We start from the raw sequence: 21,945 nt of genomic DNA, 5'->3' as shown, positions 1-21,945 counted from the left end.
TCAGGTCCTCTCGGCGGTTACAGCGCGCGCCGCAGCGTCACGGATTTCAGCAGGTTCGACAGCACCGCCAGCCAGATGCCGGCGAAGCCCAGTGGCAGCGCCCAGCGGGCGGGCCAGATGTAGAAGGTGAAGTTGCTCATCGCCTCTTCGGCGCGGGAGGTCGCGCCGATCGCGTCCTGCGCGGATTGCCAGAACAGCATCCCGAAGAAGACCAGCCCCAGCCCGCAGGCCAGCACGTAGAGCGCAAGCTGCACGCCCTGCGGCAGCATCTTGGCGAAGAGATCGACCCGGATGTGCTCGCCGCGCAATTCGACGTAGCCGAGCGACAGGAAGACGATCACCACCATGTAGTAGTAGGAGACGATCTCGAGCGTGCCGATCAGCCGGCCGTCGAAGAAGTACCGCAGCGCCACGTCGGCGGTGATATGGGCCATCATCAGCAACATGAAGGCGCAGGCGAGCGCCATGACGGCGCGGTTGGTCCAGCGGATCAGGGCGTGCATCGAGGCACCTCCTTGGGGCGTGCGGAAACAGGGGCCCGACAAGGGGCCCCTGGCAGGTCGGATGCGGGGGAGTTACTTGACGCCGTAAGTCGCCGGATCGACGTCGCCGTAGATCTCGGACATGGCAAGCGCGGTCAGCGCATCCTCGTCCGAGGTGTCGACCTCGGCCAGAAGCGCGGCCCACTTGTCCATCGTGGCGCGGAACTCGTCGATCACCGTTTTGGCGTTGGTTAGCCCGTAGGTTTCCGTTGCCTCGTCGTAGACGCCTGCCAGCGTCTCGGCGCGGAAGTCCTCGACCGAGGCGAGCAGGTCGGCCTCGGGCTGGTAGACGTTGCCGCCCTTGTCCTTGGCGGTCTCGAGTGCCGCCTCTGCCTGCGCGGTGTAGTTGATGATCATCCGCGCCATGGAGCGGGCCGAGGCCTGCATGAACACGCTGCGCTGATCGGCGGTCAGGCCGGACCAGAAGCCGGGGTTGAATCCCCAGTTCGGCCCCGACCAGTACATGCCGGTGGGCAGCAGGGTCGTGTGCTCGGCCACTTCCAGAAGCGAACGGTCCACGAGGTCATTGGCCGCGTTGGTCGCGCAGTCGAGCGTGCCGCGCTCGATCCCGGTGTACATCTCGGACGAGGGCACGTTCACCGGAATGCCCCCGGCAGCCTCGACCCAGGCCGAGACGGCCGAGCCCGCGGTACGGATGCGCTTGCCCTTCAGCTCGGCGAGGGTGCGCACCGGCTCGGCGCACATCAGGATGTAGGGCGGGGTGGCATAGGCGCCGAGATAGACGATGCCCTGATCGTCCCACTCGGCCAGCTGCGCGGCGTTGTGCATCGAGAAATCGGTCACGGCGAAGATCGCGACGAGCGGGTCGGAGTAGTTGAAGCCAAGCTCCTGCACCGCGTTGGCCACCGGCAGATCCGAGGGCGTGTAGATGGCGGCGTGGTGGCCGACCTGCACGACGTTGTCGCGGATGCCCTGCATCGAGGCGCGCGGGGCCAGCAGCACGGTGCCGGTGAAGACCTGCGGGGCAAGCTCGCCGCCGGACAGGTCTTTCACGATCTCGGCCCATTCGGTGTAGCCGTATTTGGCCAGCGGATGCTGCGCGTCGTAGAAGGTGTTGGCGATGAAATCCGTCGCCAGGGCAGGGCTTGCGAGCACGCCGGCGAGCAGCGTGGTGGTCAGGAACTTCTTCATGTCTCTCTCCGAGTTGGTCGGCGGGCGGCTCGGGCCGCCCGCGCTTGGGGAAGTCTTTGCAGGGGATTAGAGGCTTGCCGCCTTCTTGATCGCGCGGCCGCCCTGCATGATGAGCGGCATGTGGGCGCCCTGCCCGGTCAGCAGGTCGAGGTTCTGCAGCGGGTTGCCCTCGACCGCGATGATGTCGGCATGGGCACCGGGAGCGATGACGCCGACCTCGCCTTCCATGCGCAGCACCTTGGCCGCGTCGACGGTGGCCGAGCGGATCACCGCGTCGGCGGGGATGTAGCGGCCGCGCAGCGGGAATTCGCCCGACTGCTCGGTCTGCATGCCGCCCAGCAGGTCCGAGCCGTATCCCATGGTCACGCCCGCCTCGTGCAGCTTCACCACGCGCTCGAGGCCCGCCTCGCGCACGTCGGCGACCTTGGCCACCGACTCCGGCGGCAGACCGAACTCGGCGCCCTTGCGGGCCAGCAGGTCGTAGGTGATGTTGGTCGGCACGACGAAGGCCCCCTCGCGGGCGACGCGCTTGATGGTCTCGTCACCGATCAGGTTGCCGTGCTCGATGCAGGTGATGCCGCAGTCGAGTGCCCGCACGATGGCCTCGTCGGCATAGAGGTGCGCAGCGACGTAGGTTCCAAAGCCATTGGCGACCTCGACCAGCGCGGTCAGTTCGTCGACCGAGTAGACGAGGTAGCCGATCGGGTCCGAGGGCGAGGAGACGCCGCCGTCCGCCATCACCTTGAGGAACTGCGCGCCCCCCTTCAGCTCTTCGCGCGCGGCGCGCAGAAGCTCGGGTTTGCCGTCGCAGATCCGCCCCAGCGTGCCGAGCGCCTGCGCGTACCAGCTGACGTCGCGGTTGTCATAGGGGCCGCGGTAGTCGGTGTGGCCGCCGGTCTGGCTCAGCGCCTTGCCGCAGATCACCAGCCGAGGGGCGGTGAAGTGACCTTCTTCCACCGCCTGTTGCAGCCCTCGATCGGCGCCGCCGAGGTCGCGCACGGTGGTGAAGCCGCGCAGGATCATGTTCTTCATCAGCGTCGAGGCCCGCGCCGCCACCAGCGAGGAGGGGAGCGAGGCATTGAGCCCGAGGTTCGCGGTCGAGGCGATGGTGTGCACGTGACAGTCGATGAGGCCGGGCATCACGGTCAACCCGTCGAGGTCCAGCTCTTCCCCGGCGGTGAAGCCGACGCAGGCGCCGACCTCGCGGATGCGGCCGTCTTCGATGGCGATCTGCATCGGGTCGGTGGGTTCTAGCGCGGTGCCGTCGACGATGCGGGCGTTCTTGATCAGCAGGGAGGTCATCTTGGTCATCCTTTCGGGTGTCAGATCAGCGCCGGCGCGAGGGTCTGCGCGACGAGGGTCATGTCCGCCATGTCGTCGGGGCTGTAGGCGTCGCGCGCGTCGTTCAGCGACAGCACGCCGACGCAGCGCCCGGCCCAGAGCACCGGGGCGCAGGCGCAGGCCTCGCAGCCCTTCGACAGGATCAGCTCGGCGTCGGGAAAGGCCCAGCGGACATCCTCGGCGGAATTGCCCAGCCAGCTTTGCCCGCCGTCGAGCACGACCTTGCCCCATTCGGTCAGCCCCATCGGCTTCAGCGCGCCGGTCGGGTAGTCCTTCTCCGAGCTGTGCATCCGCATGACGTTGCCGGTGCCCGGCAGGTTCCGCAGCACGGTCAGGAAGCGGAAGCCGAAGCGAACGCGGCAGGTCTCCTCGACAGCGCGGAAGAGCGTGTGGGGCTGGTTCAGCTGCGCCTGCGCGCGCAGCAGGGGCGCGAGATCGAGCGCGCGGGTAGCGGGGGAGGTCATTGTCTTATCCGTAGAAGAAGTTCGGGAGCCAGAGCGCGATGCCGGGGAAGACCGCCAGCAGCGCGACCCCCACCAGCATCAGCACGAAGAAGGGCAGCGCGGCGCGGGCGACGTAGCTGATCGAGCGCCCCGAGATGCCCTGAAGCACGAAGAGGTTGAAGCCGACCGGCGGGGTCACCTGCGCCATCTCGACCATCAGCACGAGGTAGACGCCGAACCAGATCGGGTCGAAGCCCGCCTGCAGCGCAAGCGGCAGCGAGATCGGCAGGCTCATCACCACGATCGAGGTGCCGTCGAGGAAGAAGCCGAGCCCGAGGTAGAAGAGCGAGAGCACCACCAGTAGTCCCCAGGGCGGCAGGTCGAGCGACGCGATGCCGTCCGCCACGTCCGCCGGGATGTGCAGGTAGCCGATGGCGGTCGACATGAAGGCGGCGGTGATCAGGATCGAGCAGACCATGGTCGAGGTGCGCAGCGCGCCCATCAGCGTGTCGCGCAGCAGCGTGAGCGACAGCTGGCGGGTCACGGCGGCGATGGCGATGGCGGCGATGACGCCCACGGCGGCGGCCTCGGAAGGGGTGGCGATGCCGGTGTAGATCGAGCCGAGCACGATGGTCATCAGCACCACCAGCGGCGCGAGATCCCAGAGCGCGCGCAGGAAGTCCATCGCGCTGCGGCGCTCGCGCGTGGCCGGCACCAGGCCGGGGTCCAACTTCGCCCGCAGCATGATGTAGCCTGAGTAGAGCGCGGTGATCATCAGCCCCGGCAGAACACCGGCGGCAAAGAGGCGCGAGATCGACTGCTCGGCGAGGATGCCGTAGACGATCATCACGATCGACGGCGGGATCAGCAGCCCGAGGCTGCCCGCGCCCGCCAGCGAGCCCAGCGACAGCCGGTCGTCATAGCCGCGCTGGCCCAGTTCTCGCGTGGTGATGCGGCCCACCGTGGCGGTGGTGGCGGGCGACGAGCCCGAGACCGCGGCGAAGAGCGTGCAGCCGAGCACGTTGGTGTGCAGCAGGCGGCCGGGGATGTAGTCGACGAAGGGCGACAGGCCGCGGAACAGCCGGGTCGAGATGTCGGTGCGGAAGATGATCTCTCCCATCCAGATGAACATCGGGATGGCCGAGAGCTCCCAGCTGGTGGAATAGCGGTAGATGATGCCCGCGGCGATCGAGCCGATCCGCGACAGGTCCATCCCGTGCAGGAAGAACAGCGCCGAGGTGGCGACCAGCGCCAGCGAGATGAAGACCCAGACCCCAAGGCCAAGGAACAGCAGAAGGAAGGCCAGCGTCGCGGCCGCGGTCAGGAGCGTGTCCATGTGATCTCTCCGTATGGGGCGGCTTATTCGACCGGGGTCGCCAGCGGCGTGCGGGGGGCGGGCGACGGGTGCCCGGTGAGGTGGCGCAGCCCGTGCGACAGCGCGGCCAGCGCAAAGAGCCCGAGCCCCAGCATGAGCGCGCCCTCGGGAATCCAGGTCGGCACCGCGGCGACCGACGAGGACACGGTGCCCCGCGACCAGGCCCGCGCGACGCGGATCCAGAACATCCAGGCCAGCCCCGCTGAAAGCGCGCAGGCCACCAGCGCGGCCCCGGCGGTCATCAGCTGCTGCGCCCGCTCCGGCAGGCGGTCGAGCACCAGCCTCACGCGGATCAGGTCGCCCTGTTCCAGCACGTAGCCCAGCGACCAGATCACGCAGACGCTGATCGCGTAGCCGACGAATTCGTCCAGCACGAAGGTCGAGGTGGCGAAGAAGCTGCGCAGGATGATCTCATAGGCGATGTGGCCCACCATGTAGATCAGCGCGCATGCGGCGATCACGGCGGCCAGTCGCGACAGGGCGAAAACGCCTGAATAGAAGCGGGTCATGCGAAGCTCCGGGGAAAGCGAAAGAAATGCGCGGGCGGCAACAGGAGCCACCCGCGCCAGTCGGGGAGAAATCAGCGGGACTCGTAGGCGCCCATGATGGTCTGCGCGCGCTCGCCGGTGTCCGCGATCCACTGGTCGATGAAGGGCTGCGCCGCGTCGGTCAGCGCCTGCGAGAACTCGGCGGGGATCTCCTCGGTCACCGTCATGCCGTTCTCGCGCATCGTGTCGAAGTCCTTGGCAGTGGCTTCCGTCAGCAGGCCCCAGCCGAAGTCCTCGGCCTCGGCGGCGGCTTCCTTCACGGCGGCCTGCTGCTCTTCGCTCAGGTCGTCCCAGGCATCGAGGTTGAGGTGGATCGCCTGCAGCGACGAGGCGTAGTTGACGTTGGTGAAGTCCGATTGCAGTTCCCACATCTGCACGCCGACGCCGCCGTTCGGCGAGGTCAGCACGGCGTCGATGGCGTTGGTCGAGAGCTGCGCGGGCACGTCGGCCCAGGAGATCTGGATCGGGAAGGCACCGGCGTTCTTGATGGTCTCGGTCGAGGCGACGTCATAGGTCCGCACCTTCACGCCCTCGAGGTCGGCGAGCGAGGTGAAGGCCTTGTTGCACCAGAGGCCGGACGACGGCCAGGGCGTTGCCAGCAGCAGCATCTGGTTGTTGTCCTCGAGCACCTTCTCGTACTCGGGCTTTGCCAGCTCGTAGAGGTCATGCACGTCGGCCGATGTCGGCGCGAGGAAGGGCAGCGACGAGAGCTGGAAGATCGGGTCGATGCCGGTCCAGAACACGAAGGCCGAGGAGGCTGCCTGCAGCGCGCCATCGCCCACCGCATCGAAATGGTCGACGCTCTTGTAGCCGAGTGCTGCGCCGTGGTGGACGGTCACTTCGACCTCGCCGCCGGTCTTCTCGGCAACGGCCTTTGCGAAGAAGTCGGCGGTCTGGCCCTGCAGCGAGCCCGCTGGGTATTCGCTGGAGAGGTCCCAGGTGGTGGCCAGCGCCGGCGCGGCGGCGAGGCCAAGGCCCGCGACGGTTCCAAGAAGCGTTCTGATGGTCATGTGGTCTTCCCTGTTGCGGCCCGTAGGACCGGGCGATTCCTCCAGCCTGTTCGTCGGGCATCGCGGCACTTACGAACAGTATTGTCCGCATCATGCGGTCAGCGCTGTTCGTAAATCAACTGTAGAGGTGCAAAAAAATGCATCGCAGAGGGAAAAAATCGGCGAATGGCGCGATCGACTGCGCAAGCCATTGATAAAGCGAGGCCTTGGCTGTGCTGAATTTACGAGCAACATTGTCCGGAAGTTCGGCTGGAACCGCAGATTACGCCTTCCGCGCGATCCTCTTCCACAGATCGACCAGCTTGATGGCGGTCTGCGGATCGGAATCGAAGCTCTGGTGCATGGCGATTCCGCGCAGCACCGAGAGGTGCAGCTGCACCTTCAGATCGGCCTCGGCATCGTCGACGTCGCCGCCGACAAGCCGCACGGTGATCCGGTCGCGCTTGCGGATCCAGGTCACGAGGATGTCGCGCAGCGCGTGGCCGAGCTCATTGTCCTGTCGTGCCGCCAGCATCAGTTCCATGGCCGCGATGTAGCGACCATCGGCGAAGATGTTCGCCCAAAGCGCGTCGATCAGCTCATCGACCGAAAGCTGCTCCTTGTCCGGATCCAGCCCGAAGGGGTAGCCGTCGCGCCAGTCGCCCACCAGCTTTTCGAAGGCGGCGACCAGCATGTCGTTGCGGGTCGGGAACTGGTGGGTCAGCGCACCGCGAGAAACTTGCGCCTTCTGAGCGATCAATGTGGTGGAGATCTGTTCGTAGCCTACTTCGACAAGCGCCTGAAGCGTGGCTTCGCAGACCTTGTTGCGGGTCTCCTGCGAGCGTTCGGCCTGTGTGCGACGTGGGCGTGCGACAGGGGGCGATTTGGCCTCGGCGCTCATGCTGTGTCCCGTGCTCGTGAAGTTACGAACTGGTCTACCTGTTTTTGAAGGCCATGCCAACGGCGATGGCAGAATAGCCGCTGCTGTTGGCGATTTTGCGGGTTTCGCGCACAAAAAACGCAAGGGTTTGCCTATGGGGCTGCCCGGACGGCGCGTCTTTCCACCGGCATCGCGGAGTGTGGCCTGCTGCCGGTGCGGGAGATGCGGCCGATCTAAAAAAACTGCGCGGCGAAATCCGGGGATGCCCTGTCGCGCCGGCCAAGCGCTCCAGCGACGAATTCGTTCCGGCGGGCGATATCGAGCTGAAACTCTGTTTCGGCCCCGGTTTTTGCGGCCTGCACCACGATGGTACGTTCGATCCCGGCCTCGGACGTCGGCGGCAATGTCACTGTGCCCAGCTGCGGGAGGCGCTCTGCATTGCCTTCGCATGACTGTCGCGACTTGCGCGCCGCCCTCCCTGTGTGCCCTCGGCTGTTGGCGTTGATCGCGCACAGCAGCGCGTCCACGGCCTCGTCGCCGATACGCGAGCGGATCGTATCCTGCAGCGGAGCGGTTACATCGCGGAACTGAAGCAGGTCGTCGTGCGGGCTTCCGTGCCACATCTTGTCGATGAGGTTCACGTTGGCCGGCACACTGTGGTTAGGGTCAGGACCCTTTGATTTGGTTGGGCGAACATGCCTCATCGTTCGGAAACGAGCGGTGAGCATGTCAGTTCTCTTCTGGGTGAACGATGCCGGATGGCGGGTCTGGAGCCTTGCCTTCCGAAGTCGGATGGCAAGCCCCGAGTTGATGACGGGCGTGTCCTGAGCGGGATAGTCATTCCTCAATCGCAATGGCTTGCGGTGGCCAGATGCCCCGAAGGAGGCTGGCTCCACAAGGCGCTCTCCACCGCGTTGGACGCGGTGGAGGTGGGCGGCCAAACGCCACCGGTTCGAAAGAGACCACGAACGGGGGCGTCATCGCCCGGATTGCGGCGGGGCTGGCGGCCGAGCACGGTGAGGATACGACCGTGGTGATCGACGCAACTCATCTGAAGGCCCATCGTACGGCGTCCAGCCTCGGCGTCAAAATGGGGGGCGTGGGCGTCTGATCGGCCGAACCAAAGGCAGCAGGAACACAAGGCTGCACGCCTTCTGCGACAGCCAAGGGCGGCCCATCGACCGGTTCCCGACTGCCGGCCCCGTCAGTAACCACATCGGGGCGCGTGCGCTGGTCAGCGGGCCGCCCGACGTGAAGCGGCTGCTCGGAGATCGTGGCCAGGCTGCCGACTTGTTCAGAGACGCCCTGCAGGGCAAGAGGATGCGTCCTTGCATCCCGTCCCGGAAGAAACGGAAGACGCCCGTCCGGCACGACAAGCGCAGGTACAAGCGGCGCAACCGGATCGAAATCAGTTTCGGCGGACTCAAGGGATGGCGGAGTGTTGCGACCCTTTGTGACCGCTGCCAACAAACCCTCTTCACAGGAATCGCACTCGCCGCGACCATTACCTTCTGCCTTTGAGAGTGAACGAGTGCTGACCCTGGGCAAGGCCTCGGGGAGCGAAAACCCGAAGAGTTCCCGATGCGACGCAGACATCTCAACGGCGCTCATGCGATTCCGGAACGGGTAGGTCGGTCCCCTCCCGACCGCGCTCATAGAGGGTCACTGCGACCTTCCGCGCGTGGCGTTGTTGGCACATGGATGGCGGACGTCAGGTCCGGGGCACATCGAGGCCCGCGGCACGCATCGAGATCGTCTCCAACGGATGCCGGACCCCGACGTTGCAGAGCCCTTTTCGGGCTGAACGCGCCTCGAGCCGGGCCTGGGCGCGCAGCAGGGACTTGCGCACTCTTTGGGTCTTGTTCGCGAAGGGTGTGACCGGGGTGCCGAGCGTGACGCTCGATGGCGGCACCGCAGCGGGCGCATCCTGCTGCCAGGTCGCTTGAAGGTGCGCGGCCAATTCGGCCTCCATCTGGTCGGGCGCGGGCAAATCGGCGCTGCGAGCAAGGCATATGAACCTGCCGTTGCCGTCGTAGCAGGTCAGTGCCGATGATGATTTCACAAAGGTCTGCAGCCCCTCCGCCACCTCCACAAGAAGGCTTCCGAATTCGGGCGTCGTTGTGCTGCGATAAATCTCCTCGAAGTCGTCGAGCCGGGCCCCGAAGATGCGGCTGCGTTCGATGTCGCGGCGCGGCAGCTGCGCGAGATAATTTCCAAGCGAGAACGGGTCGATCATCTGACCGGTGCCGAGGATGGTGACACTCTGTGATGCGGAGAAGGGATGCGCCCCGCGGGGCCTGCCGAAAGTGCTCAGCCGGCGGCGGTCGCACCGGAACATCCCGGGCGCGTCGCGCAGCCGTTCGGCGACACGCAGGCGTCCCCTGAGCGCCCGCGTATTCAGCGTCTTGACGATGTAGTCATTGGCGCCGGCGGCGAATGCGGCCTCGATGCTGCCCCCGTCGGTGCGGGCCGTGAGCATGATGACCGGGGTCAGCGTGTAGCGGGGGAGGCTGCGCACCTGTCGGCACAGCTCGATCCCGTCCATGCCCGGCATTTCGATGTCGAGCAGCAGGCAGTCAAAGGGCTGTTCCGAGCCCTGCAACATGCTCAGGGCCGCTGATCCCGAGGCCGCGCTCCTAACCACCATGTCGGTGTCAACGAGCAGCGGAATCAGATCTCGCATCACTGGGCTGTCATCGACGGCGAGCAGTCGCATGAAATGGTCCTCTTCGGTCAGTGGAGACAGGGCGGTGTCTTCAGGGCTCGCGGCAGCACGACCGGGCGGGCCGGATTACAGTACCGCTGCAAGCAGCGCGACCCAGCCCAAGGTGCCAAGGCAGGCTGCCGGAGCGATCCACCAGCCGGAGCAGAATACGCGGGGGGTGCTGTCCTTGTGGGTCGGGTCCATTGCGTGGGAGCGGAAATCGGCATCTCCCGCGGCTTCGTCACCTGCTGCAGGGGCAGCGCAGCGGTTCGCTGCGCCGCGCTGCCCGGCGGGCAATTGCGCCCAGGTCGTTCGGCAGCGGTCGCGAGCGGCATAGGTCAGGGTCCATGATGGCCGGGAGGGCTTCGGGCGCGGGTCCATGGGGCAGGCCTCTCGGTTGGAAACTGGGGGATCACTGGGAATTTGGGGGGCCTGCCCCGCCGAAGGGGGTGGGGGAGCGGGGCAGGCCGGTTTCAGCTGTTGTTCCGTGAGTGGGGTCAGCTGAAATCTTCTTCGCCGGGGCCGGAGAGGCCGCCGAGCAGGTCTCCGCCGAGCAGGGATCCATCGTCGCTCAGGCCATCCGTCAGCCCTCCGAGCAGGGACTCGCCGCTACCGAGCAGGCCTTCGTCGCCCAGAAGTCCGCTGTCACCCAGCAAGCCGTTCTCGCCGAGGATACCGTCCAGCGGGGTCTCGCCGCCGAGAAGGCTTTCGGTGGAGCCGCCATCGATGAGTTCGCCGAGGAGCTCGTCCACGCCGCCGCCACCGCTTCCGTCGCCGTCACCGAGCAGTCCCGTGCCGGTCAGCTCGCCGACAAGCCCGTCATCGCCGGTGATCTCGCCGAGCGCGCCATCGTTGCCGACCAATTCACCGAGCAGACCGTCGGAACCAGTGACCTCTCCAAGTGCGCCTGAATTGCCGGTGAGGTCGCCAAGCAGGCCGTCATCGGCGATCACCGGGTCGAGCACTCCCTCGCCGCTGTCGAGCAGTCCTCCGAGAACATCTTCGGTGCCACCATCGAGCAGTCCGCCAAGCAGGTCCTCGTCACCATCGGCGGCATCTCCGTCACCGAGCAGTCCCGTGCCGGTCAGCTCGCCGACAAACCCGTCTTCGCCGGTGATCTCGCCGAGCGCGCCGTCGTCGCCGACCAGCTCACCGAGCAGACCGTCGGACCCCGTGACCTCGCCAAGCGCGCCGGTGTTGCCGGTGAGCTCGCCGAGCAGGCCGTCATCGGCGATCACCGGGTCGAGCAGACCCTCGCCGCTGTCGAGGACGCCAGAGAGCAATCCGTCTTCGCCAAGTACGCCGTCAAGCAGCTCACCGGTGCCCGGTGTCCCGTCGGATGTGCCATCCGTGTCGCCGAGCAATCCGGTTCCGGTCAGCTCGCCGACAAGCCCGTCGCTGCCGGTAATCTCGGCAAGCGCGCCATCGTTGCCGGCCAGCTCGCCCAGCAGGCCCTGCGAGCCTGTGACCTCGCCGAGGGCGCCGCTATTCCCGGTGGCGTCTCCCAGAAGGCCGTCGTCGGAAACAAGTCCGTCGGCAATCCCGGTTTCCGAGCTGATGGTGCCGTCGCCGAGCAGGGGCTGGCCGATCAGGGTTTCGAAGGGCTCACTGAGCTCGGATTGAGGTCCGAGCAGTTCGCCGAGCAGGCCCTCAGACCCCGTCACCTCGCCGAGCACCCCGTCATTTCCAGTGACATCTCCAAGCAGGCCCTCGTCGGCGACCAGCGGGTCGAGGAAGCCCTGCGTGCCCACTCCATCGGTGCCATCCGTGGGATCGGTTCCGTCTGTCCCGTCGGTCGGGTCAGTGCCGTCCGTTCCGTCGGTCGGGTCGGTGCCGTCGGTTCCATCGGTCGGGTCGGTGCCGTCTGTCCCGTCGGTCGGGTCGGTGCCGTCCGTTCCGTCGGTCGGGTCGGTGCCGTCTGTCCCGTCGGTCGGGTCAGTGCCGTCGGTTCCATCGGTCGGGTCAGTGCCGTCGGTTCCATCGGTCGGGTCAGTGCCATCCGTTCCATCGGTCGGGTCGGTACCGTCGGTGCCATCGGTCGGATCGGTGCCGTCAGTTCCATCAGTCGGATCGGTGGCGTCGGTTCCATCGGTCGGATCGGTGCCGTCTGTTCCGTCGGTCGGGTCGGTGCCGTCTGTTCCGTCGGTCGGATCGGTGCCGTCGGTTCCATCGGTCGGGTCGGTGCCGTCGGTTCCGTCGGTCGGATCGGTGCCGTCGGTTCCATCAGTCGGGTCGGTGCCGTCGGTTCCGTCAGTCGGGTCGGTTCCGTCTGTTCCATCGGTCGGGTCGGTGCCGTCGGTTCCGTCGGTCGGATCGGTGCCGTCGGTTCCATCGGTCGGGTCGGTGCCGTCCGTTCCGTCGGTCGGGTCGGTGCCGTCTGTCCCGTCGGTCGGATCAGTGCCGTCGGTTGGGTCCTTCTTGGAGCCTCCGCCCCCGCCACTCGCCAGGGCGATGCCAAGAGCGCCGATGCCCGCTGCGGCGAGCGCGGCCTGTTCTTCCATGCTCATTCCGAGGCCGGCAGCCCCTTCGCCCTCGACCGCCGCCTCTTCAGAATCGCCAAGGATCAGGCTGTGCAGCGAATTGTTTTCTGCCGGCGTGTAATAATCATTGATGATCACCCGGTCGCCGTTCTTCAACTCGACGATCAGCGTCTTTCCTTGCCGCGTGTAGCGCGCAATGTCCGCGGAGACAGCATCGATGCGGATGCCGATTTCCTGACCTGCCTGAATAACCGTTTCAGCCATCTTTCAACCCTTGCAATATCACCCGCGCATTCGGTGCGGGGTCGTGAAAATAGAAGTACACTATTTGGTATGTATCAAAACATACGAAAGTATCGTCAGTCAACATACTATTGTCGTTTGGTTGGGTTGGAGAATTTTCACCGCGTTTCCAGGGCCTATTGCGCTTCCAGGGCGACATTGGGCGGGAAATTGGAAACAAAAGTAACGTAAATTACGGCGAATTGATGGAAAAATGCCTCTTTCGGCGCGCCGCGTTCTGGTCATGAGTGGTCGCTGGAATCATGAAGTCCCGGGTGATACATACGATAGTATGTGATTCAGTTGCTCGGACCCGAGACTTTTGTAGCGGACGGGGCGCAATCGCATCACAAGTGTCTATAATCACACCCTGGGCACGACTTGCTCGCCAGGCCGCAGGAGGGAACGCGATGACAGGAGAACGCCGTGTGCCGTCGCCGGAAAGCGGCGCGGAAGAGGATGTCTCGGTCTATCGGCCGGTGGTGCAGGTGATCGCCCGGCTCATCGCCACCGACCGCCGCGCGGCATTGCTGGCCAGCGAGGCGGGGCAGATCCTGTTGGCCAATGCCCCGGCCAAGGCGCTCGGACTTGACGCGGCGCGGCTTCGTTCGGTGCTTGACTGGCCCGAGATCAGCGCGCGTGCGCGGCGTGCCGGCAGCGCCCGGGTTGCGGTGACGCTGATGGGGCAGGAGCTGGAGGGCGAACTTGTCGCGCTGCCGGTCGGCCCCGCGACGGGCCTGTTCCTGCGGCTGTCGGACAGCGAGGACGAGGCGACATGGCTGCGGAACCGGGCGCGGGCGGCGACGCTGCTGCGCGTGGCGCATGACCTGCGGACGCCGATCCAGTCGCTGCTGGCCTCGGCGGAGGCGCTGGTCACCGGAGCGACCGCCGGTTCCGGGGCGCTGGCCGGCCTGCGCCGCGCGGCGGATCTGTCGTTGGCGCATGTCAGCAACGTGCTCTCGGTGCTGCGCGGCGAGCAGCGCGGCAGCGGGCTGCAGCCCGACGCCGCCTTCTCTCCGGCGGCCGAGGTGGAAGCGCTGGTGGCGATGCTGCAGCCGCTGGCCGCGCAGCGCGGCGCTGAACTCAGGCTACACGCCGGGTCCGCCGGGCCGGAGCAGGTCCACGGACCGGTGCGCTTCGTGCGGGCCCTGTTCCAGAACATGCTCGACAACGCGGTGAAACACGGCGGCGCCAAGATCGAGGCAGAGCTGTGGCTGACGCCTCTGCCGAAGCTTGGCCCGGACGGGGAGCCATTGTTGGAGATCAGGTTCGAGGTGCGCGACCTCGGTGGCGGCCTGCCGCCCGCGCAGCGCGCGCGGCTGCAGGAGGCGCTTGGCCACGTGGCGGCTGGGAATATGTCAGCGCTGGTCCCGGCCACGCCGGCAGATGCACGCCCGGCTCAAAGGCGTTCCGGCGGCCTAGAGGTGCTCGCGCATGCATTGATGCAACTGGGCGGCACGCTGGAAATCGAGGACAGGGCCGATACGGCCAAAGACGGCGCGGAAGTCATCGGCACGATATTGCGGGCGCGTTTCAGGTTGCCGACAGCGATCGACATCCCCGAGCCGGAACCCGAAGCCGACGCGGAGCGGGCGCTGGTCGGGGCGCGGATCCTGGTGATAGAGGACAGTCCCGCAAGTCGAAGCTGGCTCTGCCAGGTTCTGCGCAATGCCGGTGCAGAGGTGCAGGAGGCAGGGCGCGGCGCAGAGGCGCTGGAGTTGCTTCGCTTGGCCGAAGGCGGCCCGGCCGATATCGTGCTCTCGGATGTCACGCTGCCCGAGTTCCACGGCGTCGAGCTGGCGCGGCGCATCAGGGCGGGCGTGAGACAGGGCCTCTTCCCGGCGGCGCTGCGGATCGTCGGGCTCACCGCACATGTGGATACCCGGATCCGCGCGGCTTGCCTGAAGGCGGGTATGGTCGAGGTGCTGGAAAAGCCGATCCGACCCGGGCAGCTCTGCGCGGCGCTGGCGGCCCTGCGCGGCGGAGCTTCCGATCCCCTCGATGCGCCATTGGCGGACCCGGCGGACGGCGCGGCGGAAACGCGGGAACCGGTGATTTCGCTGGAGGTGGTCTCGGAACTCGCGCGCGAGCTGGGCCGCGACCGGGCACTGGCCTTCATGGCGCGGGCGCTCGCCGAGGCCGAGCAGGCAATGGCGCTGCTGCGCGGAGGGCTCAATGCCGCATCGGGATGTGCCCTGCATGCCGCCACCGGCGCCTGCGGCCTGACGGGGCTTGCCCTGGCGGAGCGGCGGCTGCGTGTGCTCGAAGATGCGGTGAAGGCGGGGCAGGGTGCCGCCGAGGCCGAGATGTCCGCCTTGGCCGAAGCGCTTGAGCGCACCGCCGCGGCGCTGCGCGACCCGCCGTTCTGAGGCCCGAGGAGTGGTGCTGGCGGAGCGCCGCGTTCCTTGCCATATTGAGGCCTGATATGGACTTGCGGTGCGGTCCGCGCCCTCCGCAGAGTCCGTGCCCGAAGGATAGAGAGACATGACCAGCAAGAGTGCGGATCCGGTTCGCATCCTCATCGCCGACGACCACGCCATGGTCCTCGAGATGTTTGCGCAGTTCATCGAGAACCTCGACGACGTGAGCGCGTCGACGGCGCCGGATCTCGATACGGCGTTGTCGGCGATCGACCGCGACGGGCCCTACGATCTGGTACTGCTTGATCTCAACATGCCGGGCATGAACGGGCTCGAGGGGCTGGGCCGCGCGATCAGCCGCAATGGCGGCAAGCCCGTGGCGCTGCTGACCAGCAATCCGCCGGCGCACCTGGTGCCCGAGGTCCTGGCGCTGGGGGGGGCGGGCTTCGTGCTCAAGACCACCTCGCTCAAGGCCTTTGCCAACGAGATCCGCTTCATGGCGGCGGGCGGGCGCTACATCCCGGTCGAGTTGATCGAGAGGCAGCGCGTTGCCCCGCGCGAGCCGCGAACGGCGGCGCAGCTGTCCGAGCGCGAGAACGACGTGCTGGCCGAACTGGCCGAGGGCAAGTCCAACCGCGACATCGGGGCAGCGCTGGGGCTGAAGGAGGCGACGGTCAAGATGCATGTGAAATCCATCTGCTCGAAGCTGGAGGCCAGCAACCGCACGCAGGCGGTGATCGTCGCACGCGATATGAACATCATCTGAGCCCGGTGGAGCGTGGCGGAACTGCCGCAACCCACGCGCGACTCTCCAAAGTATGTATTCTTCGGTTAAGGAGTCTCCTAACCTACGCGCGAGCCTTGGCTTTGTCCGGGCGATGATGCGAGGTGAAATACATGCGAAAGCCGGTCATCGTGTTTGCCGGGGCGGTCTATCCGGGGCAGTTCGGCCATCTGTGTGACTACCTGCGGCAAGCCAGGCTGGCCGAGACCTATTTCCTGACCACCCCCGGCCACCGCGCGCGCAACGCCCATCGTGGCGAGCACATTCTGGAGTTCGCGCCCGACGGGCCCGTGGTGGGGCCGCAGAACTACTATTATACCGCCAAGCTCGAGCGCTCGGCGCGGATCGGGCGAGGGCTGCTGCGTGCGGTGCAGCAGTTCGAGGAAAAGAAGAAGATCGACGTGATCCTCGCGCATTCGCTCTGGGGCGCACCGCATTTTCTCTATGGCGAGACCGGGGCCGCGATCGTCAGCTACATCGAATTCCCCAGCTACCGTGCCCACGGCTGGAGCAGCGACTACCCGCCGGACCAGTCGCAGCGCATGGGCGACAAGAACCTCGAGATGTTGAATTTCCACCAGGCGCTGCGCAGCGATCTGGTGATCTGCCCCAGCCAGCACGCCAAGCGGATGTTCCCCGAGGCGCTGCAGGCCAATATCGAAGTGCAGCTCGAGGGCTTCGCCTTCGAGGATGAGACGGCCGCCCCGCGAGAAGGAGCCCGGCCTTTCACGATCGGGTTCTCGGCGCGCGACCTGTCCAGTTCGAAGGGGTTCGAGGTCTTCGTGCGGCTGGCCGACAAGCTGGTGGCGCGCGGCTTGCAGGCCGAGTTCGTGGCGCTTGGCGGCGCGGAAGGCAGCACCTACGGCTACGAGCAGCAATGGGTGGCGCGCAAGTACGGTGGTGCCGTGGCCAGCTTCCGCGATCACCTGCTGCAGGTTTATCCGCGGGCCGCCGAGGTGATCCAATTTCCCGGCAAACTCCCCTACGAGGCGTTCGCGCAGCGGCTCTCGGACATCGACCTCTTTCTCTACCCGCTGCAGTTCGGCGTCGCCAACTGGGGTCTGGTCGAGATCCTCGGTCGCGGCGGCTGCGTGCTGGCGCCCGACCGGGGGTATGCGGCCGAACTGATCCTTGACGACATCAACGGGCGGCTGCTGCCCGATGACGACGACGCCTGGATCACAGAGATCGAGGCGCTGGCCCAGGATCCGGCGCGGCGCTTCCGCTACGGCCAGAAGGCGCGCTATCTCGCGCGCCTTCACTACAGCCTGCCCGCCGTCGCGCCGCGCTACATGGGTCTGTTCCGGCAGGCCATGGCAAATCGGGACGCGCGGACCAAGGACGCGGGGGGCTAGCGCTGCCGAACGGCCTCAGAACCGGGCGCTGAACGATAGGCCGAAGGCCTGCGTCTCGTCACCGGGCTCCTTGCGCAGCGGCTGCGCCAGAAAGAGCGACACGGGAATTTCGGCGACGTCAAAGGTCAGCGACAGCCCGGCCGAGCTGCGCAGGTGGCGGGCGTCGTCGATCTGCCCGTCCAGCGTGTCGTCCAGTCCCCAGGCCGCGCCGGTCTCGACGAAGACACCGCCGCGCAGCGGTAGCGACAGGACCGTGCCGAAATTGCGCTGCAGCTCGAGCGAGGCGACGAAATAGCTGTTGCCGCCCAGCATGTCGTCGCCGTCGCGCGGGCCGATGCCGCGCGGCGCGAAGCCTCGGAACGTGTCGGCACCGGGGAAATACCGGTCGGTGGCACGGGTGTTGTTGTCGTTCAGCCCGGTCACGTTTCCGCCGCGCAGCGTGGTCAGCAACGCAAGCTCGGGCGCCAGCGGGGAACGTGCGCGCAACTCTGCGCGGCTGTCGGATATCACATCCTCGGTGCCGAGGTTCCACAGGTACTGCTGCAGCTCGACGGAATAGGCGGGGCGTGCCCAGTCTTCGTCAAGGACCAACTCCGCGCTGGCACCGAAGGTCAGCGCGAGCCGGGCGTAGGGCGCCGAGATGCCATCGGTCTCCTCGCGCTGCAGCAGCAGACTGGCATCGCTCTCGACGTCGTACATGCGGTAGTCGCGCCAGCCAAGCCCGGCCTCGAGCCGGAGGACCTCGGTCGGGGTCCAGGCGAGGTAGGGCTCGACGCGGTAACCGCCGTCCGAATAGCTGCGGTCGTCATAGTTGGTCTCGCGCCAGATCGCGTCGAGCCCGATGTCCAGCGTCTCTCCGAACTGGTCCGCACGATAGAGATGGCCCTGGAGCTCGCGCACCTGCCTGTTGAAGGAGAGCTGAACGGAACCGAAAGTGCCCGGCAGCAGGTCGTATTGCTCGTAGGAAGCTTCGGCCAGAAATCCGTCCTGCATGATGTAGGAGAGCGCACCCTCGATCCGTCCCGGGCGGGTGTCGATCTCGGTCACGTCGATGACCAGCGTCGAGCCCTCGCCGCGCAGCTGCACCCGCTCGAACACGCCGGTGAGCATCAGGCAATCCTCGATCGCGCGCAGGTCGTAGTCCTGGTAATCGGCGCCGGGCAGGGCACTGCAGGTGGCGCGGATGTCGTCCTCGGGGATGAAGCGGGCCCCGCGCACCTCGACCTCGCGGTAGACCCGGGCCTGGCTGGGGGCGGCAAGGGTAAGCAGCACGAGAGCCAGCGCCGAGGCGCAGGAGAGCAGGCGATGGCGGCGCAGCGCGACAAGGCCGTGCGGCGGGGCAGGACGCCGGGGCGCGCGCAGCACGCCGTCTTGCAGATGAGGGGTCATTGATTGCCTTCTGTCAGCGCAGCCGGGCGTTCAGCAGCGGGCGGGTCAGATAGCTGAGCACCGAACGGTCGCCGCTCTCGATATCAACCTGTGCCACCATGCCGGGGCGGATGAAAAATTTCTCGCCGTAGCGCTCGAGGTAGTTCTGTTCGGTGCCGACCATAACCCGGTAGAAGTCCTGCGGCCCCTGTTTGGTCTCTTCTTCCACCGTGTCCTCTGAGATTTGCATCACCGTGCCACGCAGATCCCCGTAGGTGGAAAAGTCGTAGGCGGTGATCTTCACGCTTGCTGCCATGCCGGGCGCCACGAAGGCGACGTCGCGGGGCAGTACCTTTGTCTCGATCACCAGCTGATCATCGATCGGGGTGATCTCCATGATCGGCTCGCCGGGCTGCACCACGCCGCCGAGCGTGGTGATGGCGATGTTGTTGACCCTGCCCTCGACCGGCGAGCGCACATCGGTCCGCTGCAGCTCGTCGCGTTTCTGCACCACCTCTTCCTGCAGCGTCGCGAGCTTGGCGCGGCGCTGCGCCAGATCCTTGTAGGCGTCCTGGACATACGCATTGCGCGCCTCGCCGATGCGGCCGTCGAGTTCGGCCTTCTTCTGCTGCAGCTGCAGCAGGTCGATGCGGCTGACCGAGCCGCGCTCGGCGAGCGGGGCGGTGATGGCGATCTGCTCCTCTATGGCGTTGCGCTCGCTTTCGAGCGCGGTGAGCGACGCCTCGAGCTTGGTGCGGCGCGCGGTGAACAGGCGCAACTCGGTGCGCTCGGCCTCGTTCGGGGTGTCTCCGAAGTCCAGTTCGGGATGTTCCAGCACCTCGGCTTCGAGCCGGGCCACCTCGGCGGTGAGTGCGGTGATCTGCGATTGCGTGGCCATGAACGCCGATTGCGAACGCGTGGGGTCGAGCCGGGCCAGCACCTGACCCTGCTTGACGATGTCGCCTTCGCGCACCGCCAGCTCGGAGAGGATGCCCCCCTCGAGGCTCTGGATGGTCTGCATGCGCCGCGCCGGGATCACGCGGCCGTCGCCGCGGGTGACCTCGTTGACCTGGGCCACGGCCGACCAGCCTATCGCCGCGAGCACGCTGAGCACGACGACCTGTATGGTGAGCCGCGACTTTGCGAGGGTCTGGCGGCGGAAGCTGCCATCGACATGGCTTGGGTCAAAATACTCGGGAGAATTCATCAGACCGCCTTCACCTTGGCATTCTGCACGGTGCGGGCGCGGGCGGCGTTGAGGATCTGCGCCAGGTCACCATCGCGCGCCACCTTGCCGTCCTTCAGTACGAGCGTGCGCTGGGTCAGCGCCAGTAGCTCGCGCTTGTGGGTCGAGATGATCACCGTGCGCCCCTCGAGCCAGGTCTTGAGGTGTGCGATCACCCGCGCCTCGGTGATGTGGTCGAGCGCCGCGGTTGGTTCGTCGAGCAGTACCACGCGCGGATCCTGCAGCAACACGCGGGCAAGGCCGATCGACTGGCGCTGCCCGCCAGAGACGTTTCCGTTGCCGCTCAGCTGCAGGTCGAGCCCGCGCACATGGCGCCGCACGAAGCTGCCGAGCCCCACGGCATCCAGCGCGGCAAGAAGCTCGTCATCGCTGTGCAGACCGTGGTCGAGCAGAAGGTTGTCACGCAGCGTGCCCTGGAACAGCGCCACCGACTGCGGCAGGTAGCCGATCTGTCGGCGCCGATCGAGCGGGTCGATCTGCCCAAGTGCCAGATCGTCGAGCAGGATGCTGCCCTGCTGGGCGTCGATGTAGCCCGCCATCAGCCGCAGGAAGGTGGATTTGCCGGCGCCATTGCCCCCGAGCAGCGCAATGCGCTCGCCCGCGTCGATGCGGAGCTCGGGGATGTGCAGGACCGGCGGCGCTGCCGGGTCGTGACGGAAGGCGACATCCTCGATCCGGTAGCCGCCCTGGATGTCGCTGGCGCGGACGAAGTGGCGGTCGGCAGGGCGTTCGACCGGCAGCGCCATGATGCGGTCAAGCCCTTCGAGCGCGGCGCGGACCTGCTGCCAGCGCGCCAGCAGCCCCGCAACCTGGCTCATCGGCGTCAGCGTGCGGCTCGACAGCATGGTGCAGGCGATGAGGCTGCCGACGGTCAGCTCGCCGGCGCTGATCAGGTAGACGCCGGTGATGATCACCCCGGCGTAGGCAAATTTCTGCACGCCGCCGACCATCTGGGTCATCAGCGTCGTCAGGCGGCGGGTGTTGACCGAGGTGTTGGCCATGGTCGCGGAGAGCTGCGCATGGGCGCGCTGCAGCCGGGTCTCGGCACGGGCGGCCTTCACCGTCTCGAGGTTCGAGATGGTCTCGAGCAGCAGCCCGTTCAGCGCCGCGGCCTCGCGGGTGTTCTCGCGCGAAGCGCGGGCGAGGCGGGATTGCATCAGCAGTCCCGGCACAACGGTCATCGCGACGCCGGCGAGGGTGACGAGGGCGATCGGCCCGCCGATGAACCAGATCACCGCCACGAAGATCAGCACGAAGGGGATGTCGCAGAGCGCGGTGACCGTGCCCGAGGTGAAGAATTCTCGGACCGTGGCGAAGTCTCGGACCTGATTGGCAAACACCCCGGTCGAGGCGGGCTGATGCGCCAGCCGCATGTTGGCGACCTTGTCGAAGAGCTGCGCCGAGAGCCGCAGGTCGAGGTCGCGGCCCGAGACATCGACCAGCGCGGCGCGGGTGATGCGCAGCACCAGCTCGAGCACGATCGCGAGCCCGACGCCCGAGGCGAGGATCCACAGCGTGTCGAAGGCATTGCTCGGCACGACCCGGTCGTAGACCTGCATCGAGAAGAGCGCGGTGGCGATGGCCAGAAGGTTGGCGGCGAAAGAGGCGATTACGACATCGCGATAGACCCACCAGTTGCGCAGGACCGGGCCGAGGATCCAGTGGCGGCGGTCGGGGGCCTTTTCGTCGAGCCGGTCCGAGGTGACGTCGATCGGCTTCGACACCAGCACTCGCCCGTCATGCAGCGCCTCGAGCTCGCGCCAGCCCCAGACCGCGCGGCCGCCGTCGGCCTCTGGCAGCACCACGGTCGCGCTGACCTTGCTCAGCTTCTCGAGCACCACGGTGCGCCCGCAGCGCAGGAACAGCAGGACCGGAAGGCTGTGCGCCGGGAAGGAGGAGAGTGGCTCTCGGCTGACCCGGCAGCTCATGTTGACGCGCCGCAGCGCCGCCGCCGCGGTGTCGAGCGACATGGTGCCATCCTCGGGCAGGGGCAGCCCATCGGTGAGCCGCACTGCCGAGGTCGAGACCCCCTGGCTACGGCACAGCTCGATGAGCCCTGAGACAAGCGGGTCGGTCTGCGGTCGATCGGACATGCG

The 21,945-nt window shown here is 66.9% G+C and carries 17 protein-coding genes and 1 pseudogene; 4 read left to right on the top strand and 14 right to left on the bottom strand.

Going from position 1 to position 21,945, the window contains the following annotated elements; translation table 11 throughout:
* Nucleotides 1-17: 17 nt before the first annotated feature.
* The 9 genes from IQ782_RS24965 to IQ782_RS24925 form a co-directional block, all read right to left on the bottom strand.
* Nucleotides 18-503 (bottom strand): TRAP transporter small permease subunit, encoded by a 486-nt coding sequence (locus tag IQ782_RS24965; RefSeq protein WP_194137388.1) that lies wholly within the window; start codon nt 501-503, stop codon nt 18-20.
* Nucleotides 504-575: 72 nt separating this feature from the next.
* A complete protein-coding gene (locus tag IQ782_RS24960) occupies nt 576-1,694 on the bottom strand; it encodes a C4-dicarboxylate TRAP transporter substrate-binding protein (protein ID WP_194137387.1) in 1,119 nt (372 codons plus the stop codon).
* A 66-nt stretch (nt 1,695-1,760) separates the two neighbouring features.
* On the bottom strand, nt 1,761-2,996 hold the full coding sequence (locus IQ782_RS24955; RefSeq protein ID WP_194137386.1) for a metal-dependent hydrolase family protein: 1,236 nt from the start codon (nt 2,994-2,996) through the stop codon (nt 1,761-1,763).
* 20 nt (nt 2,997-3,016) lie between these two features.
* Nucleotides 3,017-3,499 carry a GAF domain-containing protein gene (locus IQ782_RS24950; RefSeq protein WP_194137385.1) on the bottom strand — a complete coding sequence of 161 codons (483 nt, stop codon included), beginning with the start codon at nt 3,497-3,499 and terminating at the stop codon, nt 3,017-3,019.
* Nucleotides 3,500-3,503: 4 nt separating this feature from the next.
* Entirely contained in the window at nt 3,504-4,814 is a 1,311-nt protein-coding gene (locus tag IQ782_RS24945) for a TRAP transporter large permease (RefSeq protein ID WP_194137384.1), read from the bottom strand.
* Nucleotides 4,815-4,837: 23 nt separating this feature from the next.
* Nucleotides 4,838-5,362 (bottom strand): TRAP transporter small permease subunit, encoded by a 525-nt coding sequence (locus tag IQ782_RS24940; protein ID WP_194137383.1) that lies wholly within the window; start codon nt 5,360-5,362, stop codon nt 4,838-4,840.
* A gap of 71 nt (nt 5,363-5,433) precedes the next feature.
* Complete coding sequence (locus tag IQ782_RS24935) at nt 5,434-6,411, bottom strand: TRAP transporter substrate-binding protein (protein ID WP_194137382.1); 978 nt, start codon at nt 6,409-6,411, stop codon at nt 5,434-5,436.
* Between the two features lie 262 nt (nt 6,412-6,673).
* On the bottom strand, nt 6,674-7,291 hold the full coding sequence (locus IQ782_RS24930; RefSeq protein WP_194137381.1) for a TetR/AcrR family transcriptional regulator: 618 nt from the start codon (nt 7,289-7,291) through the stop codon (nt 6,674-6,676).
* 212 nt (nt 7,292-7,503) lie between these two features.
* Nucleotides 7,504-7,911, bottom strand: a complete 408-nt coding sequence (locus tag IQ782_RS24925) for a hypothetical protein (RefSeq protein WP_194137380.1) — start codon at nt 7,909-7,911, stop codon at nt 7,504-7,506.
* Between the two features lie 85 nt (nt 7,912-7,996).
* On the opposite strand from IQ782_RS24925, the pseudogene IQ782_RS24920 reads away from it, so the two are divergent.
* Nucleotides 7,997-8,791: pseudogene (locus tag IQ782_RS24920) on the top strand (IS5 family transposase).
* Nucleotides 8,792-8,981: 190 nt separating this feature from the next.
* On the opposite strand, the gene IQ782_RS24915 reads toward IQ782_RS24920, so the two are convergent.
* Nucleotides 8,982-9,986 carry a response regulator gene (locus tag IQ782_RS24915; protein ID WP_194137379.1) on the bottom strand — a complete coding sequence of 335 codons (1,005 nt, stop codon included), beginning with the start codon at nt 9,984-9,986 and terminating at the stop codon, nt 8,982-8,984.
* A gap of 485 nt (nt 9,987-10,471) precedes the next feature.
* A complete protein-coding gene (locus tag IQ782_RS24910; RefSeq protein ID WP_194137378.1) occupies nt 10,472-12,718 on the bottom strand; it encodes a BapA prefix-like domain-containing protein in 2,247 nt (748 codons plus the stop codon).
* Between the two features lie 428 nt (nt 12,719-13,146).
* On the opposite strand from IQ782_RS24910, the gene IQ782_RS24905 reads away from it, so the two are divergent.
* The 3 genes from IQ782_RS24905 (at nt 13,147) to IQ782_RS24895 (ending at nt 17,235) form a co-directional block, all read left to right on the top strand.
* Nucleotides 13,147-15,105 (top strand): hybrid sensor histidine kinase/response regulator, encoded by a 1,959-nt coding sequence (locus IQ782_RS24905; RefSeq protein WP_194137377.1) that lies wholly within the window; start codon nt 13,147-13,149, stop codon nt 15,103-15,105.
* A gap of 115 nt (nt 15,106-15,220) precedes the next feature.
* Complete coding sequence (locus IQ782_RS24900; protein ID WP_194137376.1) at nt 15,221-15,862, top strand: response regulator transcription factor; 642 nt, start codon at nt 15,221-15,223, stop codon at nt 15,860-15,862.
* Between the two features lie 131 nt (nt 15,863-15,993).
* Nucleotides 15,994-17,235: a glycosyltransferase gene (locus tag IQ782_RS24895; protein WP_194137375.1), complete on the top strand. Its 1,242-nt coding sequence runs from the start codon at nt 15,994-15,996 to the stop codon at nt 17,233-17,235.
* A gap of 15 nt (nt 17,236-17,250) precedes the next feature.
* Here IQ782_RS24895 and IQ782_RS24890 read toward each other — a convergent pair whose 3' ends face one another.
* The 3 genes from IQ782_RS24890 to IQ782_RS24880 are packed head-to-tail and all read right to left on the bottom strand — an operon-like array spanning nt 17,251 to nt 21,942.
* Nucleotides 17,251-18,624: a BamA/TamA family outer membrane protein gene (locus IQ782_RS24890; RefSeq protein ID WP_240989560.1), complete on the bottom strand. Its 1,374-nt coding sequence runs from the start codon at nt 18,622-18,624 to the stop codon at nt 17,251-17,253.
* Between the two features lie 13 nt (nt 18,625-18,637).
* The gene (locus IQ782_RS24885; RefSeq protein WP_194137374.1) at nt 18,638-19,810 is read right to left on the bottom strand and encodes a beta-barrel domain-containing protein; all 1,173 of its coding nucleotides are present in this window, start codon (nt 19,808-19,810) and stop codon (nt 18,638-18,640) included.
* Nucleotides 19,810-21,942, bottom strand: coding sequence for a type I secretion system permease/ATPase (locus IQ782_RS24880; RefSeq protein WP_194137373.1), 2,133 nt, complete (start codon nt 21,940-21,942; stop codon nt 19,810-19,812). The genes IQ782_RS24885 and IQ782_RS24880 overlap by 1 nt, the downstream gene beginning before the upstream one ends.
* Nucleotides 21,943-21,945: the final 3 nt, after the last annotated feature.

The organism is Salipiger mangrovisoli (assembly GCF_015223355.1).
Taxonomy (GTDB): Bacteria; Pseudomonadota; Alphaproteobacteria; order Rhodobacterales; family Rhodobacteraceae; genus Salipiger; species Salipiger mangrovisoli.
This window is presented reverse-complemented; position numbering and strand designations above follow the sequence as displayed.

What these genes read in the sequence shown, in the direction of transcription:
- IQ782_RS24955 (WP_194137386.1), bottom strand. Translation starts at nt 2,996, where the DNA reads ATGACCTCCCTGCTGATCAAGAACGCCCGCATCGTCGACGGCACCGCG.
- IQ782_RS24895 (WP_194137375.1), top strand. Translation starts at nt 15,994, where the DNA reads ATGCGAAAGCCGGTCATCGTGTTTGCCGGGGCGGTCTATCCGGGGCAG.
- IQ782_RS24960 (WP_194137387.1), bottom strand. Translation starts at nt 1,694, where the DNA reads ATGAAGAAGTTCCTGACCACCACGCTGCTCGCCGGCGTGCTCGCAAGC.
- IQ782_RS24945 (WP_194137384.1), bottom strand. Translation starts at nt 4,814, where the DNA reads ATGGACACGCTCCTGACCGCGGCCGCGACGCTGGCCTTCCTTCTGCTG.
- IQ782_RS24880 (WP_194137373.1), bottom strand. Translation starts at nt 21,942, where the DNA reads ATGTCCGATCGACCGCAGACCGACCCGCTTGTCTCAGGGCTCATCGAG.
- IQ782_RS24885 (WP_194137374.1), bottom strand. Translation starts at nt 19,810, where the DNA reads ATGAATTCTCCCGAGTATTTTGACCCAAGCCATGTCGATGGCAGCTTC.
- IQ782_RS24905 (WP_194137377.1), top strand. Translation starts at nt 13,147, where the DNA reads ATGACAGGAGAACGCCGTGTGCCGTCGCCGGAAAGCGGCGCGGAAGAG.
- IQ782_RS24910 (WP_194137378.1), bottom strand. Translation starts at nt 12,718, where the DNA reads ATGGCTGAAACGGTTATTCAGGCAGGTCAGGAAATCGGCATCCGCATC.
- IQ782_RS24950 (WP_194137385.1), bottom strand. Translation starts at nt 3,499, where the DNA reads ATGACCTCCCCCGCTACCCGCGCGCTCGATCTCGCGCCCCTGCTGCGC.
- IQ782_RS24915 (WP_194137379.1), bottom strand. Translation starts at nt 9,986, where the DNA reads ATGCGACTGCTCGCCGTCGATGACAGCCCAGTGATGCGAGATCTGATT.
- IQ782_RS24965 (WP_194137388.1), bottom strand. Translation starts at nt 503, where the DNA reads ATGCACGCCCTGATCCGCTGGACCAACCGCGCCGTCATGGCGCTCGCC.
- IQ782_RS24890 (WP_240989560.1), bottom strand. Translation starts at nt 18,624, where the DNA reads ATGACCCCTCATCTGCAAGACGGCGTGCTGCGCGCGCCCCGGCGTCCT.
- IQ782_RS24900 (WP_194137376.1), top strand. Translation starts at nt 15,221, where the DNA reads ATGACCAGCAAGAGTGCGGATCCGGTTCGCATCCTCATCGCCGACGAC.
- IQ782_RS24940 (WP_194137383.1), bottom strand. Translation starts at nt 5,362, where the DNA reads ATGACCCGCTTCTATTCAGGCGTTTTCGCCCTGTCGCGACTGGCCGCC.
- IQ782_RS24930 (WP_194137381.1), bottom strand. Translation starts at nt 7,291, where the DNA reads ATGAGCGCCGAGGCCAAATCGCCCCCTGTCGCACGCCCACGTCGCACA.
- IQ782_RS24935 (WP_194137382.1), bottom strand. Translation starts at nt 6,411, where the DNA reads ATGACCATCAGAACGCTTCTTGGAACCGTCGCGGGCCTTGGCCTCGCC.